We start from the raw sequence: 26,458 nt of genomic DNA on the forward strand, positions 1-26,458 counted from the left end.
GATTAGTTGCTATAAGCTGAGCATATAGCTCGGCGGAAACGTCTCGTTCTTCCCCGGCAGTGCGGTGCCCGCCCATGGATTTGCGTCAGTTGCGCTATTTCGCCCAGATCGTCGAGAGCGGCAGTTTGTCGAAGGCGTCGCGCTGCCTGTTCGTTGCGCAGCCCGCCTTGAGCCAGCAGATCGCAAAGCTCGAGGAGGAAGTGGGCAGGCCCTTGCTGCAGCGCTCCTCGCGCGGCGTGATCCCGACCGAGAACGGCCTTGCGCTCTACCATCACGCCCGTTTCATGCTGCGGCAGCTCGACCATGCGCTGTCGATTGCCCGCCAGGATTCGGCAGAGGTGAGCGGCATGGTGTCGGTCGGCTTACCCGCAACGACCGTGCTCGCGATCGGGCTGCCACTCACCAAGTGCATCCGCGCCAAATATCCCGGTATCCTGCTCAATGTCGTCGAGGGAATGAGCGGCCACATCGCTCACATGATGCGGCTTGGCCAGCTCGACCTGGCCATCCTGTTCAACAACGACGTGTCGTCCAAGCTCGACGCGATTCCGCTGCTCGACGAGGAACTGTTCGTGCTTCTCCCTGCCGACAGCCCGCTGGTGCCGCGCCACCGTTGCAGCATCACAGTTGCAGAAGTTGCAAAGCTGCCCCTGATCCTGCCGACGGGAACTCATGGCCTGCGCCGGCGTGTAGCTGCAGAGTTCGAGCGGCGCAACATCACGCCGAATGTGGTCGCCGAGATCGATTCGCTCTCGCTGGTGATGAGCTGCGTCGGTGAGGGCATCGGAGTCACCATCAAGCCGATGTCGGCGCTGCAGGCAGGAGGACGAAGCAGCGAGGACTGGCGCGCCCTGCCGATCTCGGACGCCCGGATCACGCGACGCAACTATGTCTACTCGATCAAGCCGGACCTGTTGGCGCCTGCAGCCCTTGCCGTCGCCAAGGAGCTCCAGGATATGGCGCGAACGCTCGTCACATCCGGACAATGGCGCGGCGTCAGCCTGGTCGACGACTCCATGTCTTCCGCGATCCCGCCGGCGGCCTAGCGCACGCGCCGACCGTCTGACCGGCGGATCGCGACTGCATCGCGATCCGCCCCCGGCCCGGTCTCGTCTACTTCAGCGCCGCCTGCCCGGCCAGAGATACGACGTTGTCCTGGGCGCCCGACCCACCACTCACACCGACGGCACCGATGATCTTGCCGTCCACCATCAGCAGATTGCCGCCCCGCGATGCGATCACGTCATCGAGCGTGGCGAGATAGGCGAAATACGCGCCTTTGCCGAGCAACGTCTCGAACACCAGCGTGGGGCGTCGATAACGTGCCGCCGTGCGCGCCTTGTGCTGAGACAAGCCGATCGACGCATATTGGCAATTGTCCTGCTTTTCGAAATAGACCAGATCGCCGCTCGGATTGACCACGGCGATGCAGAATGCGTTCCAGTTGCGCTTCGTCGTCTCGGCAACGGCCGCAGCAGCCACCTTCTTGGCCATCTCCAGGCTGATCGGGTCGCCATAAGGAGGCGGATTCAGTGCATCCGCGACCGCGTCGTTGGGGTTGTCGGTGTTCGATGTCTGGGCGAGGCTGCTCGATAAGTGCAAAGCTGCGACGCATGCGATGATGCTCAAAATGGTCCGATAGTACATGTCTTCCTCCCGACCCTGTTGCTTTCTCCGTGCTCGTCGGCCAGCCTGGACGCCTTGTTTCGCTCGACGAGGCGTGTCGTTCTCTGCCTCCGTTGGCGCGCGCTCCGCGCCGGCGGCACCCGGCGCGTCTCTACGCTTCATTCCGACCGCCGCGCTTCCAAGCTGCCGATATCTTCGGGGTGCCCTGTTTGCATCTCCAACGGTGTCATACGCTGCAGGTCAGCGCCGCTCGTCTCGGGCAAAGCCATCGCGGCGATGAAAGCAAGTCCATAGGCGGCGAGCGCGCAAAGGCCCATCGACAAGCCAAGAGGATGCGACGCAGCAAGCACGCCCACGGTCGCAGGCACGACCGAGCCAAACCCACGCCCGCCACCGAGGCAGAAACCCTGCCCGCTCGCACGAATCTCGGTCGGAAACAATTCGGCAAAGGTCGGCAACATTCCTGATGCCAACCCACCCTGGAACGCGCCCAGAAAGAAGCTGAGCAGGATTGTCGTGTTGGCGCCGATCGGAGCAAGCAGGTAGATGCTCGCGTTCACGGCCTGGCATAGCAGGAAGATCATGAACGCGGGACGCCGGCCCGTGCGATCCGAAAGCCAGCCATAGAGCAACGGTCCGACCAACGAACCCAGGATGTTCATGGCAAGATAGCCTGCACTGCTCCCCACGGTCAGGTTGAGGACGGTGCGCAGATAGGTCGGCAGCCACGTGATCATCACATAGGCACCGCCGAAAATGCCGGTGGCCATCGTGACCGCCGCCACGGTACGCCGCACATGGGCCCTGGTGAAGATCGTCCAGGCCGGCAGTCCGGCTATCTTGTCCGCGCGGCTTTGACGATAAAGCCCGGACTCCGGCACAAGGCGGCGAATGAAGAACACGAGAAAGGCCGGCGCGATGCCGACGGCAAAGAACACGCGCCAGCCGAGCTCTTCAGGAAACAGCGATGTAATGACGGGGAGCAGCGCGACGGAAATGGCATAACCCACCGCGTAGCTGCTCTGCACCGACGCGGCCACCCGGCCGCGCAGCGCGGGCCTCACGACCTCGCTGATCAGGACGCCACCCACGGCCGCCTCACCGCCGTAGCCAAGGCCCTGGAGAAAACGCACGATCAGCAAGAAGTTGAAGCCGGTCGCGAAAGCCGATGCGAGCGTGAACAGGGCAACCCAGAGGATCGTCAGTTGCAGGACTTTGATGCGGCCGATGCGATCGGCAAGGATCCCTCCGCCCCAGCCACCGACAGCTGCACCGACGAGGGCTGCGGTCGCGAGATAGCCGGCTTCAGGGCGCGTCAGTCCGATTGTTGCAATCAGCGCCGGGATGACCAGCGCATAGATCGTCGAATCCAACGAATCGAGACCAAAGCCCGCGAAGCAGGCCCAATACGTCCGGCGTTCGACCTCGTCGAGTTCGGAATACCAGCCCAGTTTCATGATCGTTCACTTTCAGGCCAGGACGCGAACCAGATGCGCTTCTTCGTTGGCCGGGAGAACAAGCGCGAGTGCAGTACAATCGGGTGGCCGCATGGACCATGCAGGCGCACTTTCTGCGCGGGCCTGCCGGTCGTGCCCATCATGATTGCCGACAGCTTCATCGCCCGCCAATTGGAGATAGACGGAATTCCAGGACAGCCAAAATACGATTTGGCGTTGGCGCTCATAAGCCAAAGATATGGCTTGGCCGGAGTTCACCGCGGCATCACGGGGCGATCTTGGCGGTGACAAATCCACCTTGATCGAGCGCTCGGCGTACCGTGCCATTCGCCTTGGCATCTGCAAGAAACCGGGCCGCCCACTCCCGCGCCGTCACTTTGCCCTTCGGGACGACCACGACGACGCCCGTTGATTGGATGACCTCGTTCAAGACCCGGCTGCCCGGCAGGCGCCGCGATAGCTCCTCCAATGCTTCCATGCCCATGGCGAGGGCGTCGAGCTGACCCCGGCCGATCAATTCAGCGGCCTCTTCAGGCTTGACGAATTTCGTCACGCTAGCACTTTTCATGCTCGCCTCGACCGTTCTGGACGTCGAGGTGCCTTCGATGCAGCCAACCCGGATTCCCGGACGGTCGATCTCGGCAACGGAGGTGATGTCTGAGCCGGCGCGAATGAGATACCCGCTCATATAGGCGACATAAGCGGGTCCCTGATCGACGAACTGCTCTCGCTTCCGATCCGCAGGCATGAAGGACAGATCCCACGCGCCTTTGCTGCCGGCGGCCGCGATTTCGTCCGAGCTCTGATACTCTACGAGCTCGAGCGGCACATTGAGCTTGCCTGCGGCCGCCTTGGCCAGTTCGACTGTCACGCCGACAGGCCTGCCTGTCGCCGGATCGCGTGTCGTCCAGAACGCCGAGGCGGCCGGCCCGACCGCAACAGCGACGCGCAACACGCCGGTCGGAGCGATCTCGCGCGCATCCTGCGCAGCTGCTCCCGCCATCATGGCCGAGAAGCCCAAGCAAAGACTTGCGATGGCACAACAAAGCGATGCAAGCGGACCGGTCGATTTCATGCGTGGTCTGGCGCGATCCGACATGGGTACCGCCGTGCTGACAATGTGCCGGTCTTTCATAGTGTCGGATTCCACGATGATGGGATCAGCCGATAGCCGGCGCCGTCCTTCTCGACGTGTCCGACCGACGGGAACGCGAAGTGGAATCCGATCACGATCGCCTTCTCCGCCGCCGCCATGTCGTAGAACTTGTGGCGGGTCTGCTGCGCAAGATCGGGGTCGGTGTCGAAGACGACGTGCCAATCCGGATGTCGCAGGAAGAATTCCGGGATGTTGGTGACATCGGATTGGATCAGAACCTTCGCGTTGCCCGACGCGACCGCGAACGAGGTGTGACCTGGCGTGTGGCCGGGGGTCGCGATCGACGTGATCCCCGGAGCGACCTCCTTGTCCCAGTCATATTTCGTCACCTTCGACTCGATCCCGGCGAAGGTTTTCCTCACATTGGCGAAGTAGTTCTTCATCATCTCGCTGGACTGCGCCTTGGCCGCGTTGTCCTCGCTGGTCCAGAAGTCCCAGTCCTTCGCAGGCACCATGATCTCGGCATTCGGGAACGCCATCGATCCGTCGGCTGCGCGGATGCCGTTGGTATGGTCGGGGTGCAGATGCGACAGCAGCACGACATCGATGGCCTTCAGATCGACGCCTGCCGCAGCAAGGTTCTGCAGGGTTCGGCCGACCGCGCCCTTGCTGGGCTCGAGATTGGCCACACCGTTCCCGGTGTCGATCAGCACGAGCTTGCTGCCGGTATTGATGATTTGGGGGTTGAAGGGGATGGTCACCATCCCTTTCGGCATGTAGGCGGCGTCGGCGGCGGCGACCGCCTCCTCCCTGGACGCGTTGGTGACGAACTTGTCCGGAACCGGAAACGTGCGCGCACCGTCATTGATAGACATGCACTCGAACGATCCCACCTTGTAGCGGTAGAAGCCGGCTGCCTGCGCGCCGGCCGGATTCATAGCCGCTCCGGCGGGCGCCGTGCCGAAGCGAGTAGCGGCCGCAGTCCCTGCCAAGGCTGCGCCGGCCAACAACTGACGACGGTTGAGATTGATCACGTGCCCCTCCTTCTGGTCGATCCAACGACGATGAAATTGAACGCGGCGCGGGACCTCAGACGATCCTGATCGACATGTCAGTTCGCGTCGTGATGTCGTCTTCATGTCTCTCAGTCCCAGAACGGGACGACCCGTGAAGGCTCCCCGTGGCGTTTTGCTTCAGTGGGCCAGCGGATCAGGCCTCATCTGCACCTTGTAGACCTTCGGCGACGCCTCCTTGCCGCCCTCGCCGTGGAAGCTCGCGCGCGTGCCGGTCGTGGTCCACAGACCTCGTCCCTTCCAGCCAGTGTCGGGATCGTCGATATCGCTTCTCATCGCCATGACAGCCGATCACGCCGCGAATAGTGCGCGCAACCGGCCGATGTCGTCGATTTCTTCGAGCCGCCCGACCATGTCGATCAGCTTCTCCGTCTTCTCACGCCCCAGAACGGGCGTCATCAGATCCCTGGTCTTGGCGTTGACGGCCTCCGTGCTCAGCGGATTCTCCCTGGTGCCCGGCGGATGCCTAGTGAAATGATCGACCTTGCGGCCATCGACCAGAGTCACCTCGACGATCGCACCGCGTGGCGCGGCCGGATCCATCAGGCCCTTGTCGCCCGCGAGCGTCACCTTCGCGCGCTGCTCCAGGATCGTCGGGTCGCGCATCAGCGCGACATCATGGCTGTCGGCGAATGAGACGGCGCCCCTGACCAGTGCGAGTGCGACAAGATGCTGACAGTTCACGTCGGGCATGGCGCTGTCGCCAACGATGCCCATCGCGTCGGTCGGAAGCTTGACCAGGATGCTGCGGACCTTGTCAGGGGTCAGCGCGTGCTGCCGGCGCAACGTCAGCAGCGCATCCAACGGCGACTGGATCGGATAGCCGACCGAAAAGGTCTTGATGGCGGTCTCCGTGACGTAGAAGCGGCTGCCGAGATCCTTGACCATCTCCTCCGGCTTCGGATCGCTCGACAGCGCGATGAACAGGTTGTGGGTGCCATCGAGCACGTCATCGACGCCGGTGAGCCCGGCCATCACCATGTCGACCGCCATGACACCGTTGCGCGCGCCCATTCCGGCGAAATCGAATGCCTTCTCGATGTGGTCCTTGTCCTTGACCCAGCTCCACAGCCCTGAGACCTGCTGCGCCGAATAGGAAATGGCGTGACGCATGTCCCTCTCATCGAGCCGCGCCAGCGAGGCCGCCGCGCCGAGCGCGCCGAATGTCGACGACGTGCCCTCGGCACTGCGGTGCGAGCCGCGCACGAGGTCCGGTCCGAGCGCCATCAGAAGGCGGCAGGTCAGGTCATAGCCGAGCACAACGGCGCGGATCACGTCGCGCCCATTGCGATGCTCCCGTTCAGCCATAGCGAGCGCGGCAGGGATGACCGCGCACCCCGGATGCGCCTTGGTGACCGGTTCGAAATCGTCGGTCTCGTCGGCGTGGGCGCACATGGCGTTGGTCATCGCCGCATTGACGGCCGTCGTCCGGACGTCGGAGCCGACGACGGACGCCTGCGGCTCGCCGCCGAGGCTGCGCACGTATCTCAGCGCCATCTCGCCGGGATGCATACGCGCACCGGAGACGATCGCACCGAGCGTATCGAGAATGCGGTGCTTGCATGCGAGCATCACCTGCTCCGGCAGCTCCTGGTCACGCGCCGCGACCATGTAGCGCGCCAGGCGCTCGGTCACGCCCGGGCCGGCGGCCCGGGAGAAACGGATCGGCATCGCCGAGATCGCAGCAAACGCCCCCGCCGATTGCAGCAGACGGCGGCGCGACGACATGGCCCTCCTCGCCATCGTCAGGCCGACGCCGACATCTTCGCGATGTCGGCTGCGCTCGACAGGCCCTCGACATTCCAGCAGGCGTCCATGATCCGCCGGATCGACGCCGCCGGAACGATGCCGTCGGCGAGATCGGAGAACTTCGCCTCGAGCTGCTGGTCGGTCATCGGCACTTCAACGCTGCCGACGGCGTGCTCGATGCGGCGGCTGAGCTTCCGCCCATCCTTCAGCACGATCGTCATCTCGACCTGCTCCGGCTTGATCTCGGGCGTGATGACCGGAATGACCTTGCTACGCAGCGACAGCACCGTCGGATCGGTTACCGCGCGATCGCTGAACTGCTTCTCTCCGCCCGCGCCTTCCACGATCGCCACGGCCACCGCGTGATAGATGCTGAACTTGCCCTCGAGCCCCTGCTGCGGCGTCTTCTTGCCCGTCAGCTCGAGCACGAGCGGGTTGACCTTGAGATCGACATGGTCGATCTGGTCGGCCGTCAGCCTGTTCTCGTTGCGCAGCTGGACCGCGGCGTCGATTGCCGGATGCAGCACGATGCCGCAGGCGAACGGCTTGTAGGTGTTGAGCGCGGCTTCGTAACGCTTGCCGAGATCGCCGACGATCTCGCCATAGTCCTGCTTGGTGCTGATCGTATTGGCCCAGCCGCGCTTCGCCTCGATCATCCCGTCCGACGACGTGAAATTCTTCGACGCCAGAAGGGCGGCAAATATGCCGTTTGACGCCGCACGGCCGGGGTTGAAGCTCTTGTTCATGGACCCGAACGATTCGCGCAGGCCGACCGGCTGCGACGCGGCGAGGCCCAGCGCCCAGGTCATTTGCTGCTCGTTGAGCTTCAACAGCTTGCCGGCAGCTGCCGCCGAGCCGAACACCCCTGCGGTCCCGGTGATGTGCCAGCCGACATCGTAGTGGTTCGGATAGACGGCGTTCCCGATCCTGCACTCGGTCTCGACACCGAGGACGAGCGCATTCAAGAACTCCTTTCCGGAGACCGGCTGCATTTCCGAGAGCGCAATGATCGCCGAAACCACCGGGCCGGCCGGATGGATGATCGTCTTCAGATGGGTGTCGTCGAAATCGAAGATGTGGCTGGACACGCCGTTGATGAAGGCGGCGTTCATGATGTCGAACCGCTCGCGCCGGCCGAACAGCGACGCCTGCTGCGGGCCTGAGAACGGTGCCAGCGCGGCAACCGCAATATCAACCGTTTCATGTCGCGACCCGCCGATCGCGACGCCGACCCAGTTCAGCAGCGTCCTCACGCCTTCCTTGCGGACCTTGACCGGCAGATCATCGTATCCCGCCGAGACGATGTACCGCGCAAGCGTACGCGTGACCTCCTTGGGCGGCGCCGCGGCGGGCGCCGCCGGTGCCTCAGCCTGTGCAAAAGCCGCATTCGCGCCGACCGCGGACAAGGGAAGAGCGGCGGCGGCCTGAAGCAGGGTCCTGCGATCAGTGTGCATGTAACGTCTCCCGGGCTTTGAACGAGGCCAATTGCGCGGCGAGCCGGACCGCGCTTTCGAGCGCGCCGGTGTTTGCGACGCCCTTGCCGACGATGTCGAACGCCGTGCCGTGCGAGGGCGTGGTGAAGACGGTCTCGAGGCCGGCCGTGACGGTCACTCCGCGATTGAAGCCGCGCAGCTTCGTCGCGATCTGCCCCTGGTCATGATACATCGCGACGACGCTGTCGAACTCGCCGGCAAAGGCGCGAATGTAAACCGTATCCGCCGGATACGGACCGCTGCAGACAATGCCCTTTTTCGCAATCGCCTCGACCGTCGGCTTGATCATCTCGATCTCGTCGCGACCGAACAAGCCGCCCTCGCCGGCATGCGGATTCAGTGCGGCCACGGCGATCCGCGGCGCGGCGACTCCGGATCTCCGCATCATCCTGTCGACGAGGACCACCGCATCGGTGATCCGCGGCGGGCTGATGTCGTTCAGCGCCTCGCGCAGGGACTGGTGCCCGGTGACGCGCGACATCCATTGACCATCCAGCACGTTCATTTCAGAAAAATAGGTACGGTGCCCGAGCAGGTCCGCGAACATCTTGTGCTCGTCCGGGTACCTCCAGCCGCCGTCGAACATCGCCCGCTTGTTCAAGGGCGCGAAGGTGATGGCATTGATCGCGCCGTCCTTGGCAAGATCGATCGCCCGCGACAGCGTCTCTCCGGTGAGTCGCCCGGACTCGGCGCTGGCCTTTCCGATCGGGTGCCTCGACGGGTCTGTGTTGCCGAGATCGATTAGCTGTATCTTGCCAGAAGCCCAGGAAGCCTCGCTGGGGGAGCCGATCCGCTCGATATCGAAGCTCACGCCGGCATGCGCCATTCCCATCTCCAGCACGCGGGCATCGCCCACCACGACGAGGCGCGCCGCATCGGCCAGCCGGTGATCGGAGAGGATTCGCGCCGTCTGCTCAGGACCGATACCGGTGCAATCACCGGGAACCAGCGCCACGATTGGCAAGTCTTCACAGAGAACCATGGATCCTACTTTGCTGCTTTCATCTGGACGACCCGCCCCCAATCGTCGCGGTCGAATTCACCATCCCATTTCGCCACCACGATCGCGGCCACTGCGTTGCCGATCGTGTTGGTGATGGCGCGCGCCAGCGACATGAAGCGGTCTACTCCGAGCAATAGCGCGAGGCCTTCGACAGGCAGCCCGGCCGCAACGACGGTCGCCGCCAACGCGGCGAACGCCCCGCCCGTGACACCGGCTGCGCCCTTGCTGGTGAACAGCATCACGACAAACAGGCTCAACTGCTGCGCCGTGCTCAGCTCGATGCCGTAGACCTGCGCCACGAAGATCGTGCTCAGCGGCAATGTCAGCGCCACGCCGTCGAGATTGAAGGAGTAGCCGGACGGAATGACGAGACCGGTCACGGCGCGTCCCACCCCCGCCCTTGGCAGCTTCTCCATCATTCCGGGAATCGCGGTCTCCGACGACGACGTTCCGAGCACGACGAGAAGCTCGGGGCGCAACAGCCGGAGCAGGTCCATCAGCCGGATGCCGACCAGACGGCAGATCATTCCCAGGACGACGAAGATGAAGAACGCCATCATCGCCCAGGCCGTCCCGACCAGGAGCGCGAGGGCGTACAATGTGGCGGCGCCGAACTTGCCGACCGTGAAAGCCATGGCGCCGAAGGCCCCGATCGGTGCCAGCATGACGACGACATGGACCACGCTGAACACGAGCGCGGTCAACCGCTCCATGCCCGAGCGCAGCGACAGCGCCTTTTCGCCGAGCATCAAGAGGCCGATGCCGCACAGCAGCGCGAGCACGAGAACCTGAAGCACGTCGCCGCTGGCAAACGCGCCGAAGAAGCTTTCGGGGATCATGTGCTGGATATACGCCGACAACGAGCCGACATGGGTCTGCGCATAGCGGGCCACCGCTTCGGCCTGTTGCGGGGTGGCGTGCGCCACACCCGCGCCGGGCTGGACCCATCGCACCACGACGAAGCTGAACAGCAGGCAGAGCGTCGTGACGATTTCGAAATACAGGAACGCCTTGAGTCCGATGCGCCCGACCGCCTTCATGTCGCCGACCTGCGCGATGCCGGTCACCACGACCAGGAACACCAGCGGCGCGATCGTGACCTTGATGAGCGAGATGAAGCCGTCGGCGAGCGGTTTGAATTCGAGTGCCGCAGCCGGAAACAGCGCGCCGACGAGTGCGCCGAGCACGGCGCCCGCCACGATCAGGACATAAGGCTCCAGCCAAAGCGAGCCGGCACGAGGCGCAGCAGCCTGCGTCGGGAGCGCCTCGGACAAAGGAGTCGTTGTGATCGTCAATTCCGTGTCCTCCCGCCTCGTGCTCTTCGGCGCTGCAAACAGCGTCTCCGCGGCCCTTATCTTTGGCCTGACATTGGACCAGCCGGTGCCGCGGTGCTAATGCCAGATTGGAATAATTCAATAACGAATTGGCATCATGGACCTGAGCTGGATCGAGGATTTCCTCGCTATTGCGGAGGACGGCGGCTTCTCCCGCGCAGCGCTGCGCCGGCACGTGACGCAGCCGGCCTTGAGCCGGCGGATCAAGTCGCTGGAAGCGTGGCTTGGAGCGCCTCTGTTCGAGCGCAGCACCCATGTCGTGAAGCTGACGCCGGCAGGGGAGAGTTTTCGTCCGGTGGCGGAGGACGTCATTCGCAGGCTGTCAAACGGCCGCGAGGAGGCCCTGGAAGCGGCTCGCCTCAAGGCCGAGACCGTTCAATTCGTCGCCACCCACGCACTGTCGCAGACGTTCTTTCCGGACTGGATCCGCCGGGTCGATCGTGCGCGATCCGGTTCCGCTGTTCAACTCGTGGCGTCGAACTTCGCCGGGTGTGAGAAGCTCCTGCTTGAGGCCCATGCGCATTTCATGCTGGCGCATTACCACCCATCGCTCGCCAGCCGCCTGGACAACGATCGCTTTCAGCGCATCGATCTCGCCGACGACGTCCTGGTCCCGATCAGCGCGACCGGTTACAGGGCCGTCACGCGCAGCGGTCACCGGCGGCAATCGATGCCGCGGTTTGCGCTGCCTGGCTCTGCGGACAAGCCGCTGCCCTATCTCGCCTATCATCCGGGTTCAGGCGTGGGCCGCATCGTGACCGCCTTCCTCGCGACGAAGCAGCCAAGCGCCATGCTGCTCCCCAGCTTCTCAGCACCGGTGATGCTGCTCATCAACATGGCCCGGGAAGGCCGCGGGATCACCTGGGCTCCACGCAGCCTGGTCGAGCTCGATCTCCAGAGCGGCCGATTGGTGAGAGCCGGCCCGAAGGACTGGGACATCAAGATCAACATATGCCTCATCCGCGCACGGGCGCGGATGATCCATGCCGCTGAGAGTCTTTGGAGCACCGCAAGGAAGCTGGTAGCCACTTAGCCAATTGGCGGGAATTGGTTGCACAGCCAGCGTTGAGGTCAGCCCAGGCAGGGCTTCGGCCTCGCGCTCCATTTCCGCATTTCCTGCGCCTCTTCGACCCGCTACGGCTCGATTCATGTCTCTGGGCAGGCATAACGAGATGTCTGCCGGCAATCGCCTCTGCCTCGACCTCACTTGTCCCAAGATCGCATAGCTTGATCACAAATATCGGGTCTACAGTCCCCCCGGCGGCAATGTGACCGCGAACGGCGTCGGCATCGCCACCGGCGCCTATACCTCGCTGGGCTGACGCCGGAATTGTCCGGCCGCTGCATGCCGATCCTGTCGAACTCGCTGGTGACGCGCCCGCTCACTGCGGCCGAGCTCGCGGCGACCGGCTTCAAGACCCGGCAGGTGATCTCCGACACGCGCACTTTGCGCTTCTACTACCGGCTGCTGCCGGACGACCGCGTCCAGATCGGCAGCCGGAGCGCCATCACCGGCGCCGACGCTACGCATGACCGGCACCTCCAGCTCCTGATCGACGGCCTGCATCGCAAGTTTCCCGCGCTCACAGGCATCGAGATCGATTATTCGTGGTGGGGCTGGGTCGATGTCAGCCACGACATGATGCCGCGCATCGTGCGTCCCGATGCCCAGGCGAAGCTGGTCTATGCGCTCGGCTATGGCGGCAACGGCGTCTCCTATTCGGCGCAGGCCGGCCGCCGGATGGCGCAGATGCTCGCGGGCCAAGCCTTCAAGGGGCAGGATCTGCCGATCTTCACCTCGGCGCTGCCGACGCATCCCTTCGGGCCGTTCCGCCGCATCGGCCAGCGCCTGCTCTATCGCTGGTATCACCTGCGCGACGAGGCGAGTTGAGGCGCCTCTCGCCGCATGTCGGTCCGACGAGCGTGCGCCTGCAGCAGCAAGGGTTCATGCCGTCGCTTCCCTGATCTCCAAACGGATCGGAGTCGGATCGAAACCGTTGCATGGATTGTTCACCTGCGGACAGTTCGAGATCACGAACAGCACGTCCATCTCCGCGGTCACGTCGACGTAGTTGCCCGGCGCGGACGGGCCGTCGAGCACGGTGAAATTGCCGGAGGGCTCGATCGGCACGTTCATGAAGAAGTTCAGGTTGGAGACGATGTCGCACTTGGTCAGGCCGTAGCGCGACAGCTCCAGGATGAAATTCTCCCGGCAGGCATGCAGGTAGCGCGTCGCCTCGCCGAAACGGACCGCATTGCTCTCGCAGGAGCAGCAGCCCGCAGAGGTGTCGTGGCGGCCGCAGGTGTCGGCGGTGATCCGCGCCATCACCCGTCCGCGGTTGGAGATCAGCCGCGTGCCGAGCTCGAGATAGGCCGAGCCCTGGACGCGCAAGGTGTCCTGCGCGCTGTAGCGCTCGGCGGTGTCCTCCGCGACATAGATCAGCGCGTCCACCGCCTGCTCGCCCTCGCTGTCGATGATGCGGAGCGTCTGGCCCCTCTTCAGCACCCGCGACCAGGGCTGCTCGGCGGGAATGTCGAAGGCATAGACGATGCGGCCCAGATCAATCGATGACATGACCACGCTCCTCAGGCGAACAGCCGATCGGTGAATGCGTAGGCACGCAACGCTTCCGGCGACGCCGTGCGGCAGACGTCGTCGGCCGCGGGCGGCGGCAGCCGGTGCCGGATCAGCGTGATCGGCGCGGTCGCTGCGGGTCGCGCCGGATCGAGCGGATGGGCGCAGTTGGAGACGGCGACGATCAGGTTCATCTCGGCGCGCAGAGCGACGAAATCGCCGGAGAGTTTGCGCTCCGCGTGCCAGACGAAGCGGCCGTTTGCGTCCGTCGTCACCGGCGCAAAAAAGGTCACGCAAGGCGGGATGTCGCGCAGGCCCAGTCCGATCTTGGCAGCGGCCAAGATGAAATTCGCCTGCGTGTTGCGCGTCACTTCGCCATAGGCCGACAACGTCGAGTCAGGGGTCGAGCCGCCGACCAGAAGGTCATGCGCGCCGGACGTATCCTCGATCACCGAGAGCAGCACCCGTCCCATGTCCGACAGGATCATCCGGCCCTTCGACAGCGCCGCACTCCATTGCACCTTCACGGTGTCGGCGCAGTTGATCCGCTCGCACGGATCCTCGCTGCGCCACGCCAGCAGCGAGACGCTGGAGCGGCCAAGATCATCGCTGATGCGCAGCGCCTCGCCGCGCGACAGCCGCATCGTCGCGTGCCAGCCGGGCGGCACCTGCTCGGTCTGGATGATCGCGTTCGCTGTGATCGGCGCACCGTCGCGCGCGGTCGGCGGCGGCAGCTGCTTCAGCTCCTGCCCCGCCGCGCGCAGCTCCTCGTAGCGGCGGCGGTTGGCGGCGGCCCGCTCCGCCTTGGTCTCTCCGCTCATGCTGATGTCACCGTGAAATGCGCCTCGACCGGCCGTCCGGCCTTGCCGTTGATCGGCAGGATATCCTGCGGACAGGCGGAGAACGCGATCACCAGATCCATCTCCGCGCGCAAGCGCACTTGGCCGCCGGGAACGGGGCGCGGCGGCGCGGCAAAGCCGAGCGTGCCGTCGGCCTCCCAGGGAATGTTCATGAACAGATTGAGCGGGCTCGGCACCTCCGGCGGCGTCAGGCCGAGCTCGGCCATGCCGGCGAACAGATTGTCGGTGCAATTGTCGTGGTGGCCCTCGTGCCCGAGAAACGCGTAGCGATAGCGGTCGCAGGCGGCGATCAGAGTGTCGTGAATGCCGCCCGAAGTATCCTCGATCAAGGTCAGGATCGGCCGGCGCTTGTTGGTCCGCAGCACGTCTCCCGGCCGCGGCACCAGATGCAGCGAATGCGCCCGCGTGTGCTCGTTCGACATGAACTCCGACAAGTCGGCGCGATTGAACGCCCAGGTGTCGACCACCTGCTCACCATGGGTATTGATCACGGTGACCACCTGGCCGGCCGTGACGAGCGCCGCCTTGCCGCGCCGCGCCGGAATCTCGATCGGATCCATCGCTCTCTCCTTCAGGGCTTGTAGGCGACCATGTCGATCTCGACGATGCCGCCGCGCGCCAGATCGCAGACGCCGATCGTGGTCCGGCCAGGCCGCTGCGCATCGTCGAAATGGCTGGAGAAGATCGCGTTCATCGCGGCGTAGTCGCGCTTGAATTCGATCAGGTAGATGCGGGCGAACACGACGTTCGCGAAGCTCATGCCGCAGCCCTTCAGCACACGCGCGAGGTTATCCATGACCTTGCGGGTCTGCGCGTCGATACCGTCCGGGAGCGGCAGCGCGTCGTCATCGGGATCGGTCGCGAGCTGGCCGGTGACGAACAGGAACGGACCGGCCTGCACCGCATGGCTATAGGGAGTGACCGGCTTCGGCGCATCCGGGAGCAGATGATAGATCGGATCCATGGCGTATCTCCTCGCGTTGTTTCTGGCTCATCCGGCGGCGTAGCGCTGGATGAACTGGCGCGCGCGTTCGGTTTCCGGGTTGACGAAGAAGCGCTCCGGAGGCCCGGTCTCGACCACGCGGCCGCGATCGAGAAACAGAATGCGGGTGGCGGCTTCGCGAGCAAAGCCCATCTCGTGGGTCACGATCACCATCGTGCGGCCCTCGCGTGCAAGCTCGCGCATCACCACCAGCACCTCGCCGACCAGCTCCGGATCGAGCGCGCTGGTCGGCTCGTCGAACAAGAGGACGTCCGGCTTCATCGCCAGCGCACGCGCAATGCCGACGCGCTGCTTCTGCCCACCGGACAGCCGCGCCGGGAACACATCGCATTTGTCGGAGAGCCCGACCTTGGCGAGCAGCGCCATCGCCTCCTCGCGCACCTCGGCCACGGGACGCTTCTGCACTTGCACCGGCGCCTCCATGAGATTCTGAAGGACCGTCAGATGTGGCCACAGCGCGAAATGCTGGAACACCATGCCGATCCGCGTGCGGACCCGCGACAGCTCACGGTCGGACATAACGACGCCACCATTGTTGATGCCGATGCGGTCTCCGTTGAGATAGATCTGGCCGGCATCCGGCCGCTCCAGCCAGTTGATGCAGCGAAGGAGGGTCGACTTGCCGGAGCCGGACGGGCCGAGCACGCAGACCGTCTCGCCGCGCGTCACCGTGAAGCTGATATCGGAGAGCACCTCGAGCTCGCCGAACCGCTTGGAAATGCCGGCGACGTCGAGCACGGCCATGTCGTCGGTCATCCCGGGCTCCTTCTCAGCGCCGCGCCGCGGCCAGCCGGTCGATGCCGCTGACACCCGCCTCGATCACGAGGCAGAGCCCCCAATACAGGATCACGGCGGTGATGAAGGCGGCGAACGGCACGTAGTGGCGCGACTGGATCGAGCTCGCGGCATGCGTCAGCTCGGGCAGTGCGATGATAGTTAGAAAAGCGCTGTCCTTGACGATCTGGATCATCTGGTTGCCGATGACAGGACCTGCGGCGAGCAGCAGCGGCGGCAGGATGATGCGGCGGAACAATCGCGCCCCGGAGAAGCCGAAGGCGACGCCGGCTTCGATCGGCTCGCGCGGCTGCGCCGCCCAGGCGCCGCGCAGGATCTCGGCGAGATAGGCGGCGTGATAGACGGTCAGCGCCACCAGCCCCGAGCTCCAATTGTCGAGCCTAATGCCAAACGAGGGCAAACCGTAGTAGACGATGTAGGCGAACAGCAGGAACGGCACGCAGCGCATGCCGTCGACGAACACGCGCACGGTGAGCGCCAGCCAGCGCCGCTTCGACATCAGGGCCGGCGTCAGCACGAAGGCGATCACGAGCCCGGCGATCGCCGACAGCACCGAGAGGATCGTGGTGTTGCCGAGACCGCTCAGCAGCAGACCCCGCTCGCTCCAGACGATGGCGAAATCCCGGATCATGCGGCCTCGGCTGCGAGCTGGCGCCGCTCGATGAAGCGCTGCAGCGAGACCAGCGCGAACACGATCGGCGCATACATCGCGATGGCGACCAGGAACGGCGGCAGCGGCTCATAGGTCTCGGCGCCGATGCGCACCGCCGCGCGGGTGATGTCGACGACGCCGACGACCGCCAGCACCGGCGTGACCTTGATCAGCAGCGACATCTCGTTGACGAGCCCGGGCAGACTGACCCGCACGATCTGCGGCAGGACGATGCGGCGTAAGCGCAGGCTCGCATGCATGCCGACCGACTGCGCGGCCTCGTACTGCTCCTTCGGGAAGTTCATCAGAGCGGCGCGCCAGACCTCGCAGTTGAACGCCGAGGTGTTCATCACCAGCGCCAGGATCGCCGCCGACACCGGCCCGATTGCGATCCCGACATTGGGCAGCGCGAAGAACAGCAGCAGCAGCAACGTCACGAGCGGGGTCGCGCGCAGCACCGAGACATAGACGGCGACCATGCGGGCGACGACGGGAACATCGGCCCAGCGCAGCAGCGCAAGGCCAAGGCCGATCGGCAGCCCGATCAGGATGCCGACCAAGGACAGCGTCACCGTGACCACGGCGCCCTGCAGGATGGCGAGCACGTCGGCCGCGCTCATCGCCGGCCATCCGTGGCGAGGCCGGACGGCCGGCGCCCTGCATCGGCCAACCTCGTCCGATGCAGGGGCACCTGGCCGTCGAGCGGACCGGCGCGCAGCGTTCGCCACCCGCACATCAGCTGCACCTCATCCGCGGCGTCAGAATTCCGGCTCGAACGTGACCGGCAGATCCGGAAAGGCCTCGCCGAACCACTTCGTCTGCAACTCGGCGAACCGGCCGGTTTCCTTCTCCTTGGCGATGAAGCCGTTCAGGAATTCGACCAGCTCCGTGTTGCCCTTGGCGACCGCCCAGGCCGGATAGGATTTGCCGGAGACGGGCTGACCGACCGCGAACACGTTCGGCTTCTCGGCGACCAGCGCCTTGATGTTGATGACGGTGTTGACGACGTAGTCGACACGGCCGAGCGCGAGATCCTGATAGGCTTCGGGATAAGAGGTGTATTCGACCACCTTGCCGAGCTTGCCGCCCTCCTTTTCCAGCATCGCCTGGAGCTCGGGCAGCCGCCCCAGCAGCGCGCTGCCGGCCTGCACGCCGACGGTCTTGCCGCTGAGATCCTTGATCGCGGAGATGCTCTTGTCGTCCTTGCGCTTCACGTAATAGTGCGTCGCGTCGGCGATCGGGCTGGTGAAGTCGAGCGACTTCTTGCGCTCCTTGGTGATGATCGCCGCGGTGATGGCGACATCGTACTTGCCGGTGGAGACGCCGGCCAGGATGCCTGTCCACGGCAGGATCTGCTGCTTGATCTCGAACGGCGCGTATTTGCGCAGATCCTCGATCAGTTCGTTGTCGAAGCCGGTCGGCTTGCCGTCCTTGACGAACTCGAAGGGACGGAAATCGTCCTCGGTCGCGACGATGAGACCGCGCTTCTTGATCTCGTCGAGACTGCCGGCGTTGGCGCTGAACGCGGCCGGCAAGGTCAGCGCGGCGGCCAGCAGCGCAAGCGCTGCTCGCCGCGACGGTAGCGACAGGCGGGGAAACGAAAGCTTGGTCATCTCGGATCTCCTTACATGAACTGATCAGTCGAAGCTGAAGCCGTGCGCGCGCAGATAGGGTGGGAAGGCAGCCCCTTCGGCCTTGGCGGCCTGCCGCGCCTTGTCCTCCGACCAGCCGTAGAAATCGGCCTCGCCGAACTCGGCATTGCCGCGCTGCTGCTCCTTCGGAATCGCGTGCCGCGCATGGCGCCGCCGGTCGTAATCGTCGAGCGCCGCGGGCAGCGCATCGTCGCCGTAGCGGTCGACATGGGTGGTGATGCTGCGCGGCAGCCGCAGGCTGACATGGCCTTCTGCCGCGGGATAGCCGAGACACAGCCCAGCGACGGGAAACACCATGTCGGGCAGTTCCAGCACATTGGCGACCGTGTCGATCTCGTTGCGGATCACGCTGATCGGACAGGTGCCGAGGCCAGCGGACTCCGCGCACAGGATCATGGTCTGCAGCGCCAGCGCCGCATCGACCGAGGCGTTGAAAAAGCCTTCCAGGGTGCCGTTCCTGACCGGCTTGCCGCGCAGCTCGCCGATGCGCTGCAGCCGCCGCGCATCACCGAGGAAAACGAAGAACACCGGCGACGCACCGATCCAGGGCATGCTCGGAAACAGCCGGCCGATCGCCGCCCGCTTGTCGGCATTGCGCACGCGCATGACCGAAGCCTGCTGGAAATCCGACTTGGCCGAAGCGCTCAGCGCGCAGGCGACGAGCAGGTCGAGCAGCCCCTCCTCCGGCATCCGGTCGCTATAGCGGCGCACCGTCTTGCGCGACAGCACGCCGCGCAGGAACGCATTGGCCTCGACATCGCCGCCATCGGGTCCGCCGTCTCCGAAGCGTGTGGCGAGGGCATCGGCATGCTCGGACATCACAGCGCCCCTATTGCATCACGCGCGACGCGCCAGGTCGAACGAACGCCATTGGCCTGAGCCATGATCGGCGGATCCCGCAGCGGCAGACGTCGCATTGCTCACCCCACGCGCTGCGACATCGGTGTCGCCGCCCCGGATCGATTTCGCCGCGGCTTCCGCAGCTATTATTCGAGATGTGAGCAAGGGACATGCCAGATGTCGCGGGGCCTGGCGCAGCGCGACCGCTCCTGCAACGATCTTCACCGAAAATGAGCAGCCAAATGCGCCGGTTGCGGACAAAACGCCGCAGCACCTGAATGCGGAGCATGCTTCGTATTTACGGCGACGGCGCCCCGACCGGATACTGCACTCCGGCGACGCGCTGCTTTTCGGGCAGCACCATGCCCATTATCTAATCGGAACTCATCGCGGTCGGGCGCGCTCAGTCTGGCGATCGTGTCGCATCGAGCCGTTCGCCCTGCGCCTTGACGATCGCCTGCATCATGGCAATGAAGCGTTTCTGATCGGCCTTGGTGAGATCCGCGACCGTCGCGAGATGCGCCGCCCGTGCCGGCCGCTCGATCTTGCGCAGCAAGGCCGCGCCGGAACGGGTCAGGCGGCAGGTCCGCGACCGCCGGTCGTGCGGTCCGACGCTGCGATCGACGAAGCCGCGCGCCTGCAGCCGCTTCAATGCGCCGGTCGTCGTGGTCCGGTCGAGCGCGATGTCCTGGGCCAGCGCCGTCTGATCCGCCGTCCCCCGTTTCGCCAGCGCCGTCAACAGGCTGTACTGCAACGGCGTGATCTCATAAGCGGCACATTTCTCCTGGAACAGCGCGACGTGGATCTGATGCAGCCGCCTGATCAGATAGCCCGGACGCTCCTCGAGCGGCCACGACGGATCTGCTTTCGGCTTAGTCTTTCCGGCCATCGAACGGCTCCCGCATAAGCGCTGATCACGCTGCATCAATTTGAAGCTGTCTATGGCACGGATCTTGATGTAATGCGAAGTATGCTTCGTAAATTGGTCGGCGTATCGTCCGCGCCGGCTCGTCGAGGAAGGCTTTGACCGGGACAAACACACCGCCCGGAAAGGAGACCTTGCATGTCCGTGAGCGCCTCGTTCGACCTGCTGCTGCGCGGCGGTCGTGTCATTGACCCCGCCTCCGGCATCGATGGACTGAAGGATGTCGCCATCCGCAATGGCCGCATCGCCGCTGTCCAGTCCGATATCCTGCCGACCAGCGCCAGGGATGTCGTCGACGTCACCGGCCAGCTCGTGCTTCCCGGACTGATCGACACCCACGCCCATGTCTTTCAGTACGTCACCGGCCGCTTCGGCATGAATGCGGACATGGTCGGCGTGCAGTCGGGCGTCACCAGCCTGATCGACCAGGGCGGTCCGTCCTGCATGACCCTGCCCGGCTTCCGGCACTTCGTCGCCCAGCAGGCGCAGTCGCGCGTCTATGCGTTCCTGTCGGCCTATCTGGTCGGCGGCCTCGAGGGCCATTACTACCCCGATCTCTATCGGCCCGACTGCGTCGACATCGACGCGACGGTGAAGTCAGCTGTGGCCAACCGCGACCTCGTCCGCGGCATCAAGGCGCATGCCGAGATCGGCGGCTTCGCGCGCTGGGGCATCCGGGTCATCGAGATGGCCGCGGAGATCGGCCGCCGCGCCGAACTCCCGGTCTATGTCCATTTCGGCCAGCTGTGGGGCCTGCCGGCGAGCGGCACCAACGGCGAGGATGTCGACACCATCCTGGAGCGCGTGATCCCGCTGCTGCGTCCGGGCGACGTGCTGGCGCACCCGTTCACGCGGCATCCCGGCGGCTTCGTCAACACCAGGGGCGAGGTGCATCCGGTGATCCAGGCCGCGCTGGACCGCGGGCTCAAGGTCGACGTCGGCCACGGCAGCCATTTCTCCTATCGCCTGGCGCGCAAGGCGATCGACGCCGGCATCGTGCCGCATACGCTCGGCGCCGACATCCACGGCTACAACACGCATGTGCCGGCGCCCGCCGGCACGCCGGACGAACATGCCGACGACGAGAACCATCCGTTCGCGGGCCAGGCCAAGTTCAGCCTCGTGCAGGCGATGAGCTCGCTGGTCGCACTCGGGCTGACGCTGGAGCAGGTCGTGCCGATGGTGACGTCGAATCCCGCTGCCATGCTCGGCCTGTCCGATCGGATCGGCGCACTGCGTCCGGGCATGGCGGCCGATGTCAGCGTGCTCCAGGAGAAGCAAGGGCGCTTCGTGCTGCGCGACAACGAGAAGACCGAGGTGATTGCCGATCGGCTTCTGCAGCCGGTGTTCTGCCTGCGCGCCGGTGTCAGGCACGACGCAACGGCGCCGATCCTACCTGCAGCGGTCGCGGCCTGACGTGGCCGGCGCGGCGCCGACCGTCTCGGACAAGCGCGCGCCGCATGGCGTCGGCGCGCGGCTGCTGCGCAAGGAGGACGACCGATTCCTGCGCGGCCGCGGTCAATATGTCGCCGACATCAGGCTGCCGGGGATGAAGGACGTCGCCTTCGTGCGCAGCCCGATGGCGCACGCCAGAATCAAGGCGATCCATATTCCCACGGTGTACCGCGACGTCGTCTTCACGGCCGACGACCTCGCCGGCATCAAGCCGATCCGCGCCGTCTCCGGCCTGCCCGGCTTCAAGATCTCCGAGCAGCCGGTGCTGGCGACGGGCAAGGTGCGCCATGTCGGCGAACTCGTGGCGATGTGCGTCGCGCGCAGCCGCGCCGAGGCCGAGGACATCGCCGCTTCCGTCGAGCTCGACCTGGAGCCGCTGCCGGCGGTGCACGACATGCGGCTGGCGCGCGCGGCCGGCGGCGCGCTCGTGCACGAGCATTGGGGCGACAACGTCTTCCTGGAAACGAATTTCGAGGTCGACATCACTGCGGCGCTTGACGCGCCGATCAAGGTGACGCGCGAGATCTCGACGGCGCGCCAGTGCATGGCGCCGCTGGAGGGCCGCGGCGTCGTCGCGACCTTCGATCACCGGCTCGATCAGCTCACGCTGCACACCGGCTCGCAGATGCCGCACATCGTGCGCAACGGCCTGTCCGACTGCCTCGGCATGGACCAGGGCCGCATCCGCATCATCGCACCCGACATCGGCGGCGGCTTCGGCCACAAGGGCATCCTGCTGCCCGAGGAAGTGTGCCTGAGCTGGCTCGCCATGGAAAAGGGCTGGACGGTGCGCTGGCTCGAGGACCGGCGCGAGCATTTGAGTGCGAGCGCGAATTGCCGCGAGCACGCCTATCACATCACGGTCTATGCCGATCGCGACGGCCGCCTGCGCGGTATCGATTGCGAGGCGATCGTCGATTCCGGCGCCTACTCGTCCTATCCGTTCTCGGCCTGCCTCGAAGCGGCGCAGATCGCGAGCATCCTGCCGGGGCCGTATCGGATGCCGGCCTATCGCTGCCGCACCTACTCGGTCGCAACCAACAAATGCCCGATCCTGCCCTATCGCGGCGTGGCGCGCACCGGCGTCTGCTTCGCGCTCGAGCTGCTGCTCGATGCTGTCGCGGCCGAAGCCGGGCTAGAGCCCGGCGAGGTCCGGCTGCGCAATCTGGTGCAACCGCAGGACATGCCGTTCGACAACATCACCAACAAGCATTTCGATAGCGGCGACTATCCCGGCGCGTTGCAGCGGGCGCTGGCGTCGATCGACGTCCCCGCGATCCGCGCCCGGCAACAGCGCGGCGAGGCGGACGGCCGGCTGATCGGGACCGGCGTCTCGATCTATTGCGAGCAGGCCGCGCATGGCACCTCGGTCTATGCCGGCTGGGGCATCCCGATGGTACCCGGCCATGAGCAGGCCACCGCGCGCCTGACGCCCGACGGCGGGCTCGAGCTGCGCGTCGGCGTTCATTCGCACGGCCAGGGACTCGAGACCACGCTGGCTCAGGTCGCGTCCGAAGTGCTCGGCGTCGATCCCGGCAAGATCCGCGTCGTGCTCGGCGACACCGCGATGACGCCCTATTCCACCGGCACCTGGGGCTCGCGCTCGATGGTGATGGCCGGCGGCGCCGTAGGCACCGCCTGCGCGCAGCTCGTCGCGCGCGCCACGCGCATCGGCGCCAAGCTGCTGCAGCTCGCGCCGGAGGCGATCGTGTGGCGCGAGGGCCGCGCCTGCGGACCGAACGGCAGCGTCAGCCTCGCCGAGATCGCCCACACCTGGTACCGCCGGCCGCAGGATCTCCCCAACGACGTCGACCCGGCCGGCCTCGAGGTCACCAGCGGCTACAAGCCGGTGCGCGACAGCGGCACCTTCTCCTACGCGGCCCATGCCGTCACGCTCGCGGTCGATCCGGATCTCGGCGAGGTCGAGCTGCTCGACTACGTCATCGTCGAGGATGGCGGTGTCCTCGTCAATCCGATGATCGTCGACGGCCAGATTCTCGGTGGCCTGGCGCAGGGCATCGGCACCGCGTTGTACGAGGAGATGCCGTTCGACGACGCCGCGCAGCCGCTGGCGACGACGCTGGCCGATTACCTGCTGCCGGGTCCGACCGAAGTCCCCGAGCCGCGCCTGTTTCACATGGAGACGCCGTCGCCCTACACGATGTTCGGCGTCAAGGGCATCGGCGAAGGCGGTGCGATCGCGCCACCGGCGGCGATCGCCAATGCCGTCAACGACGCGCTGCGGCCGCTTGGTGCGGAGCTGATGCAGTCACCGCTGTCGCCACGCCGCATCGTCGCGGCAGTGCTGGCAGCGAAACAGGCGCAAGCGAGCTCGCCGTGAAGGCTGCATCCTTCGCCTATGAGCGTCCCAACAGCGTCGGCGCCGCGCTCGCCCTGCTCGCGGACGCCAACGGCGGCGCAAGGATCATGGCCGGTGGCCAGTCGCTCGGGCCGATGCTCAATCTGCGCTTGGTGCAGCCGCCGCTGATCGTCGACATCGCGGGGCTCGCCGAGCTTCGTACGGCGGAGCGCGACGGCGATGCTCTCCTGATCGGCGCCTGCGTCACCCATGCCGACATCGAGGACGGCCGGCTTCCTGACGTGACTCATGGCGTGCTGCGGCGGATCGCGCGCGGCATTGCCTACCGCGCCGTACGCAACCGCGGCACCATCGGAGGCTCGCTCAGTCACGCCGACCCGGCCGCCGACTGGGTAACGACGCTCACGGCCCTCGGCGCCGGCGTGCGGCTGACGAGCTCCACCGGCCAACGTGACATCGCCGTGGCAGAGTTCATCCAGGGCGCACTGCAGACCGCGCTGCGTCCCGGCGAGTTCGTCGCCGCGATCCGCCTTCCCTCCCTGTCGCCCACGACGCGCTTCGGCTACGCCAAGGCCTGCCGCAAGCCCGGCGAATTCGCGCATGCGATGGCCGCCGTCCTGATCGAGCCGGACAAGGCCTGCAGCCGAGTTGTGATCGGCGCCATCGACAGGACGCCGATCGTCGTCGACGATTCATCGCTGTTTGGCGGAGCGAACACCAATCTCGGGCAGCAGTTCGATCGCGACCTCGCCGACCGCCTGCTGATGCAGGCCGGCGTGACCGATCCGGCCGCCCGGCACATCCACGTGAGCGTGCTCGCGCGGGCGATCGCGGAGGCCGCGGCGTGATGAAGCTCCAGCTCACCGTCAACGGCAGCGCGACCGAGGCCACGGTCGAACCGCGTACCCATCTCGCCGACGTCCTGCGTGATCGGCTCGACCTGACCGGGACGCATCTCGGCTGCGAGCATGGCGTCTGTGGCGCCTGCACACTGCTGCTCGACGGCGCTCCGGCCCGCTCCTGCATCACGCTCGCAGTGGCCTGCAATGGTGCCGCGGTCACGACCATCGAAGGCCTGGATGAGGATGAGATCGCAGCCGAGCTGCGCACGGCCTTTGCGCGCGAGCATGCGCTGCAATGCGGCTACTGCACACCCGGCATGATCATGTCGGCGCGCGACCTCGTGCTGCGCCTCGATCACGCGGACGAGCAGGCCATCCGTGTCGGGTTGAGCGGCAATCTCTGCCGCTGCACCGGCTATATCGGGATCGTCCGCGCTGTCCGCGCCGTGATCGAGGCGCGGCGGCAACGTGGCATCGCGGCCGTGATCGGCGCCGGACGCACGACGCTCGGACCCGTGGGATCGCAGTCGGGCGCGGTCGCGACCGCTGCGTCGTCAGCGCGGCCAGCAATGGCGGAGATGGCGGTTGACCGGGGCGCTGCCATCAGCACACGCGATATTCCCGAGGCCGTGCCCGCCAAGAGCTTCGACGCATCCTTCACTGTGAACGCCGCGCCTGCGCAGGTTTTCGCGCTGTTCGGAAACCTCACGACCCTGGCCGCATGCTTTCCCGGCGCGATGATCACGGCCATGCCGGCCCCCGATCGCATCGAAGGCGAGATCAGGATCGCGCTTGGCCCGCTTGCGGCCGTGTTCCGCGGCGCCGCGCGGATCGAGCGCGACGACGCAAGTCTGTCCGGCCGGCTGATCGGCACCGGACGTGACCAGCAGAGCCGCAGCTCGACCTCCGGGCAGATCAGCTGGCGCATGCTTCCGATCGACGAAGGACGGGCAACCCGCGTCGAGCTCGCCATACGCTACAGCCTCTCCGGTCCACTAGCGCAGATCGCGCGCGACGGGTTGGTGCGCGATCTGGCGGCGCGCCTCACGACGACGTTCGCGCAAAACTGCGAGCGGCATCTCAACGGCACGTTGAATCCGGCGGAGACTGCCGAGCCGCAGCGCCTCAACGCACTTGCCCTCCTGATGGACATCGCACGGACACGGCTTACGGCCTTCGCGCAGCGCATGCGCGGGCAATGAAGCCGCCTCTCACCGGCGGACTGGTTCTCGTCCACGGTCAGCTTTGAATGAGCGCGCCGAACACCAGCGCGGAACATCGTCCCGGCACCTGTCTCCACGTTTCAAACAGCAGGCGTGACGACGCGATCTCGCGGCCGCCTGAGCCCGAGTTGTTGTCTTCATTCAACCGCCTCTCAACGAAGAGGCGCAGGGAAGACCGGGTATCGACTGATACCCGCGGTCCGCGTGCAGCAAAAAAGCACGCGGCAGAACCACAGGTTCAGCCCAATATCCGGCCTTCCCTGCGCGACGGTTTGACGGGTTATAGGCGCTCTCCCCGGGGATCGGCTGTCTTGCCCCCGTCGCCCGCGGATCATCATCACCGCCGGCTTGGCATCAGCACCGCGATGCCAGGACCACACCACTTCGCCGTCGCATCGCTCCGTTCGTCGGCGCGGGCTTTAACACCCGGCTGCAGAGCAACGCGCCCGTCGCATCTCCGGCTCGACGCTCGTGACGATCGCGAA

25 protein-coding genes and 1 pseudogene are annotated in these 26,458 nt (G+C 65.7%); 7 read left to right on the top strand and 19 right to left on the bottom strand.

Going from position 1 to position 26,458, the window contains the following annotated elements:
- Window positions 1-74: 74 nt before the first annotated feature.
- Window positions 75-1,046, top strand: coding sequence for a LysR substrate-binding domain-containing protein (locus tag QX051_RS16260; RefSeq protein WP_315776802.1), 972 nt, complete (start codon window positions 75-77; stop codon window positions 1,044-1,046).
- A gap of 67 nt (window positions 1,047-1,113) precedes the next feature.
- Here the strand turns inward: QX051_RS16260 and QX051_RS16265 are convergent, their stop codons facing one another.
- From QX051_RS16265 to QX051_RS16305, 9 genes are all read right to left on the bottom strand, one after another.
- The gene (locus QX051_RS16265; protein WP_315776803.1) at window positions 1,114-1,788 is read right to left on the bottom strand and encodes a GlcG/HbpS family heme-binding protein; all 675 of its coding nucleotides are present in this window, start codon (window positions 1,786-1,788) and stop codon (window positions 1,114-1,116) included.
- A complete protein-coding gene (locus QX051_RS16270) occupies window positions 1,785-3,083 on the bottom strand; it encodes an MFS transporter (RefSeq protein WP_315776804.1) in 1,299 nt (432 codons plus the stop codon). The genes QX051_RS16265 and QX051_RS16270 overlap by 4 nt, the downstream gene beginning before the upstream one ends.
- A 265-nt stretch (window positions 3,084-3,348) precedes the next feature.
- A complete protein-coding gene (locus QX051_RS16275) occupies window positions 3,349-4,158 on the bottom strand; it encodes a transporter substrate-binding domain-containing protein (protein ID WP_315776805.1) in 810 nt (269 codons plus the stop codon).
- 56 nt (window positions 4,159-4,214) lie between these two features.
- Window positions 4,215-5,213, bottom strand: a complete 999-nt coding sequence (locus QX051_RS16280) for an MBL fold metallo-hydrolase (protein ID WP_315776806.1) — start codon at window positions 5,211-5,213, stop codon at window positions 4,215-4,217.
- Between the two features lie 159 nt (window positions 5,214-5,372).
- Window positions 5,373-5,534: a hypothetical protein gene (locus QX051_RS16285; protein ID WP_315776807.1), complete on the bottom strand. Its 162-nt coding sequence runs from the start codon at window positions 5,532-5,534 to the stop codon at window positions 5,373-5,375.
- A gap of 9 nt (window positions 5,535-5,543) precedes the next feature.
- Window positions 5,544-6,980 carry an MmgE/PrpD family protein gene (locus QX051_RS16290; RefSeq protein WP_409998106.1) on the bottom strand — a complete coding sequence of 479 codons (1,437 nt, stop codon included), beginning with the start codon at window positions 6,978-6,980 and terminating at the stop codon, window positions 5,544-5,546.
- A 17-nt stretch (window positions 6,981-6,997) separates the two neighbouring features.
- A complete protein-coding gene (locus tag QX051_RS16295) occupies window positions 6,998-8,455 on the bottom strand; it encodes an MmgE/PrpD family protein (RefSeq protein WP_315776809.1) in 1,458 nt (485 codons plus the stop codon).
- Window positions 8,445-9,476 carry a PdxA family protein gene (locus tag QX051_RS16300; RefSeq protein WP_315777025.1) on the bottom strand — a complete coding sequence of 344 codons (1,032 nt, stop codon included), beginning with the start codon at window positions 9,474-9,476 and terminating at the stop codon, window positions 8,445-8,447. The genes QX051_RS16295 and QX051_RS16300 overlap by 11 nt, the downstream gene beginning before the upstream one ends.
- Before the next feature lie 5 nt (window positions 9,477-9,481).
- Window positions 9,482-10,792, bottom strand: a complete 1,311-nt coding sequence (locus QX051_RS16305; RefSeq protein ID WP_315776810.1) for a cation:dicarboxylate symporter family transporter — start codon at window positions 10,790-10,792, stop codon at window positions 9,482-9,484.
- Between the two features lie 136 nt (window positions 10,793-10,928).
- Between QX051_RS16305 and QX051_RS16310 the strand changes: the two genes are divergently transcribed.
- The gene (locus QX051_RS16310) at window positions 10,929-11,864 is read left to right on the top strand and encodes a LysR family transcriptional regulator (protein ID WP_315776811.1); all 936 of its coding nucleotides are present in this window, start codon (window positions 10,929-10,931) and stop codon (window positions 11,862-11,864) included.
- Between the two features lie 223 nt (window positions 11,865-12,087).
- Window positions 12,088-12,722 (top strand): annotated as a pseudogene (locus QX051_RS16315) (NAD(P)/FAD-dependent oxidoreductase); the annotation flags it as partial.
- 54 nt (window positions 12,723-12,776) lie between these two features.
- On the opposite strand, the gene QX051_RS16320 reads toward QX051_RS16315, so the two are convergent.
- The 10 genes from QX051_RS16320 to QX051_RS16365 all read right to left on the bottom strand — a co-directional run bounded on the left by QX051_RS16320 (window position 12,777) and on the right by QX051_RS16365 (window position 20,097).
- Entirely contained in the window at window positions 12,777-13,406 is a 630-nt protein-coding gene (locus tag QX051_RS16320) for an urea amidolyase associated protein UAAP2 (protein WP_315776813.1), read from the bottom strand.
- An 11-nt stretch (window positions 13,407-13,417) separates the two neighbouring features.
- Entirely contained in the window at window positions 13,418-14,227 is an 810-nt protein-coding gene (locus tag QX051_RS16325; RefSeq protein WP_315776814.1) for an urea amidolyase associated protein UAAP1, read from the bottom strand.
- Window positions 14,224-14,826: an urea carboxylase-associated family protein gene (locus tag QX051_RS16330; protein WP_315776815.1), complete on the bottom strand. Its 603-nt coding sequence runs from the start codon at window positions 14,824-14,826 to the stop codon at window positions 14,224-14,226. The genes QX051_RS16325 and QX051_RS16330 overlap by 4 nt, the downstream gene beginning before the upstream one ends.
- Before the next feature lie 11 nt (window positions 14,827-14,837).
- Window positions 14,838-15,230 carry a RidA family protein gene (locus QX051_RS16335; protein ID WP_315776816.1) on the bottom strand — a complete coding sequence of 131 codons (393 nt, stop codon included), beginning with the start codon at window positions 15,228-15,230 and terminating at the stop codon, window positions 14,838-14,840.
- Between the two features lie 27 nt (window positions 15,231-15,257).
- A complete protein-coding gene (locus QX051_RS16340) occupies window positions 15,258-16,025 on the bottom strand; it encodes an amino acid ABC transporter ATP-binding protein (RefSeq protein ID WP_315739207.1) in 768 nt (255 codons plus the stop codon).
- 13 nt (window positions 16,026-16,038) lie between these two features.
- On the bottom strand, window positions 16,039-16,695 hold the full coding sequence (locus QX051_RS16345; RefSeq protein WP_315705368.1) for an amino acid ABC transporter permease: 657 nt from the start codon (window positions 16,693-16,695) through the stop codon (window positions 16,039-16,041).
- The gene (locus tag QX051_RS16350; RefSeq protein ID WP_315776817.1) at window positions 16,692-17,336 is read right to left on the bottom strand and encodes an amino acid ABC transporter permease; all 645 of its coding nucleotides are present in this window, start codon (window positions 17,334-17,336) and stop codon (window positions 16,692-16,694) included. Before QX051_RS16350 ends, QX051_RS16345 begins: the two co-directional genes overlap by 4 nt.
- Window positions 17,337-17,474: 138 nt before the next feature.
- On the bottom strand, window positions 17,475-18,329 hold the full coding sequence (locus tag QX051_RS16355; RefSeq protein WP_315776818.1) for a transporter substrate-binding domain-containing protein: 855 nt from the start codon (window positions 18,327-18,329) through the stop codon (window positions 17,475-17,477).
- Window positions 18,330-18,353: 24 nt separating this feature from the next.
- Window positions 18,354-19,187, bottom strand: coding sequence for a nitroreductase family protein (locus tag QX051_RS16360; protein ID WP_315776819.1), 834 nt, complete (start codon window positions 19,185-19,187; stop codon window positions 18,354-18,356).
- Between the two features lie 424 nt (window positions 19,188-19,611).
- Complete coding sequence (locus tag QX051_RS16365) at window positions 19,612-20,097, bottom strand: MarR family winged helix-turn-helix transcriptional regulator (RefSeq protein ID WP_315776820.1); 486 nt, start codon at window positions 20,095-20,097, stop codon at window positions 19,612-19,614.
- Window positions 20,098-20,271: 174 nt separating this feature from the next.
- On the opposite strand from QX051_RS16365, the gene QX051_RS16370 reads away from it, so the two are divergent.
- From QX051_RS16370 to QX051_RS16385, 4 genes are read left to right on the top strand one after another with little or no spacing between them, the layout of a single operon-like run.
- Window positions 20,272-21,549: an amidohydrolase/deacetylase family metallohydrolase gene (locus QX051_RS16370; RefSeq protein WP_315776821.1), complete on the top strand. Its 1,278-nt coding sequence runs from the start codon at window positions 20,272-20,274 to the stop codon at window positions 21,547-21,549.
- A 1-nt stretch (window position 21,550) separates the two neighbouring features.
- The gene (locus QX051_RS16375; RefSeq protein WP_315776822.1) at window positions 21,551-23,929 is read left to right on the top strand and encodes a xanthine dehydrogenase family protein molybdopterin-binding subunit; all 2,379 of its coding nucleotides are present in this window, start codon (window positions 21,551-21,553) and stop codon (window positions 23,927-23,929) included.
- Window positions 23,926-24,756: an FAD binding domain-containing protein gene (locus tag QX051_RS16380; protein ID WP_315776823.1), complete on the top strand. Its 831-nt coding sequence runs from the start codon at window positions 23,926-23,928 to the stop codon at window positions 24,754-24,756. The genes QX051_RS16375 and QX051_RS16380 overlap by 4 nt, the downstream gene beginning before the upstream one ends.
- On the top strand, window positions 24,753-25,952 hold the full coding sequence (locus QX051_RS16385) for a 2Fe-2S iron-sulfur cluster-binding protein (protein WP_409998107.1): 1,200 nt from the start codon (window positions 24,753-24,755) through the stop codon (window positions 25,950-25,952). Before QX051_RS16380 ends, QX051_RS16385 begins: the two co-directional genes overlap by 4 nt.
- Window positions 25,953-26,458 lie beyond the last annotated feature (506 nt).

This window comes from Bradyrhizobium sp. SZCCHNR1053, from assembly GCF_032381235.1.
Lineage (GTDB): Bacteria > Pseudomonadota > Alphaproteobacteria > Rhizobiales > Xanthobacteraceae > Bradyrhizobium.

Coding starts and splice junctions, on each gene's coding strand:
- QX051_RS16265 (WP_315776803.1), bottom strand. CDS start 1,788: ATGAAGCGTAGAGACGCGCCGGGTGCCGCCGGCGCGGAGCGCGCGCCA.
- QX051_RS16350 (WP_315776817.1), bottom strand. CDS start 17,336: ATGAGCGCGGCCGACGTGCTCGCCATCCTGCAGGGCGCCGTGGTCACG.
- QX051_RS16310 (WP_315776811.1), top strand. CDS start 10,929: ATGGACCTGAGCTGGATCGAGGATTTCCTCGCTATTGCGGAGGACGGC.
- QX051_RS16360 (WP_315776819.1), bottom strand. CDS start 19,187: ATGTCCGAGCATGCCGATGCCCTCGCCACACGCTTCGGAGACGGCGGA.
- QX051_RS16355 (WP_315776818.1), bottom strand. CDS start 18,329: ATGACCAAGCTTTCGTTTCCCCGCCTGTCGCTACCGTCGCGGCGAGCA.
- QX051_RS16345 (WP_315705368.1), bottom strand. CDS start 16,695: ATGATCCGGGATTTCGCCATCGTCTGGAGCGAGCGGGGTCTGCTGCTG.
- QX051_RS16325 (WP_315776814.1), bottom strand. CDS start 14,227: ATGAGCGGAGAGACCAAGGCGGAGCGGGCCGCCGCCAACCGCCGCCGC.
- QX051_RS16275 (WP_315776805.1), bottom strand. CDS start 4,158: ATGAAATCGACCGGTCCGCTTGCATCGCTTTGTTGTGCCATCGCAAGT.
- QX051_RS16285 (WP_315776807.1), bottom strand. CDS start 5,534: ATGGCGATGAGAAGCGATATCGACGATCCCGACACTGGCTGGAAGGGA.
- QX051_RS16260 (WP_315776802.1), top strand. CDS start 75: ATGGATTTGCGTCAGTTGCGCTATTTCGCCCAGATCGTCGAGAGCGGC.
- QX051_RS16370 (WP_315776821.1), top strand. CDS start 20,272: ATGTCCGTGAGCGCCTCGTTCGACCTGCTGCTGCGCGGCGGTCGTGTC.
- QX051_RS16295 (WP_315776809.1), bottom strand. CDS start 8,455: ATGCACACTGATCGCAGGACCCTGCTTCAGGCCGCCGCCGCTCTTCCC.
- QX051_RS16270 (WP_315776804.1), bottom strand. CDS start 3,083: ATGAAACTGGGCTGGTATTCCGAACTCGACGAGGTCGAACGCCGGACG.
- QX051_RS16365 (WP_315776820.1), bottom strand. CDS start 20,097: ATGGCCGGAAAGACTAAGCCGAAAGCAGATCCGTCGTGGCCGCTCGAG.
- QX051_RS16290 (WP_409998106.1), bottom strand. CDS start 6,980: ATGTCGTCGCGCCGCCGTCTGCTGCAATCGGCGGGGGCGTTTGCTGCG.
- QX051_RS16335 (WP_315776816.1), bottom strand. CDS start 15,230: ATGGATCCGATCTATCATCTGCTCCCGGATGCGCCGAAGCCGGTCACT.
- QX051_RS16340 (WP_315739207.1), bottom strand. CDS start 16,025: ATGACCGACGACATGGCCGTGCTCGACGTCGCCGGCATTTCCAAGCGG.
- QX051_RS16320 (WP_315776813.1), bottom strand. CDS start 13,406: ATGTCATCGATTGATCTGGGCCGCATCGTCTATGCCTTCGACATTCCC.
- QX051_RS16330 (WP_315776815.1), bottom strand. CDS start 14,826: ATGGATCCGATCGAGATTCCGGCGCGGCGCGGCAAGGCGGCGCTCGTC.
- QX051_RS16300 (WP_315777025.1), bottom strand. CDS start 9,476: ATGGTTCTCTGTGAAGACTTGCCAATCGTGGCGCTGGTTCCCGGTGAT.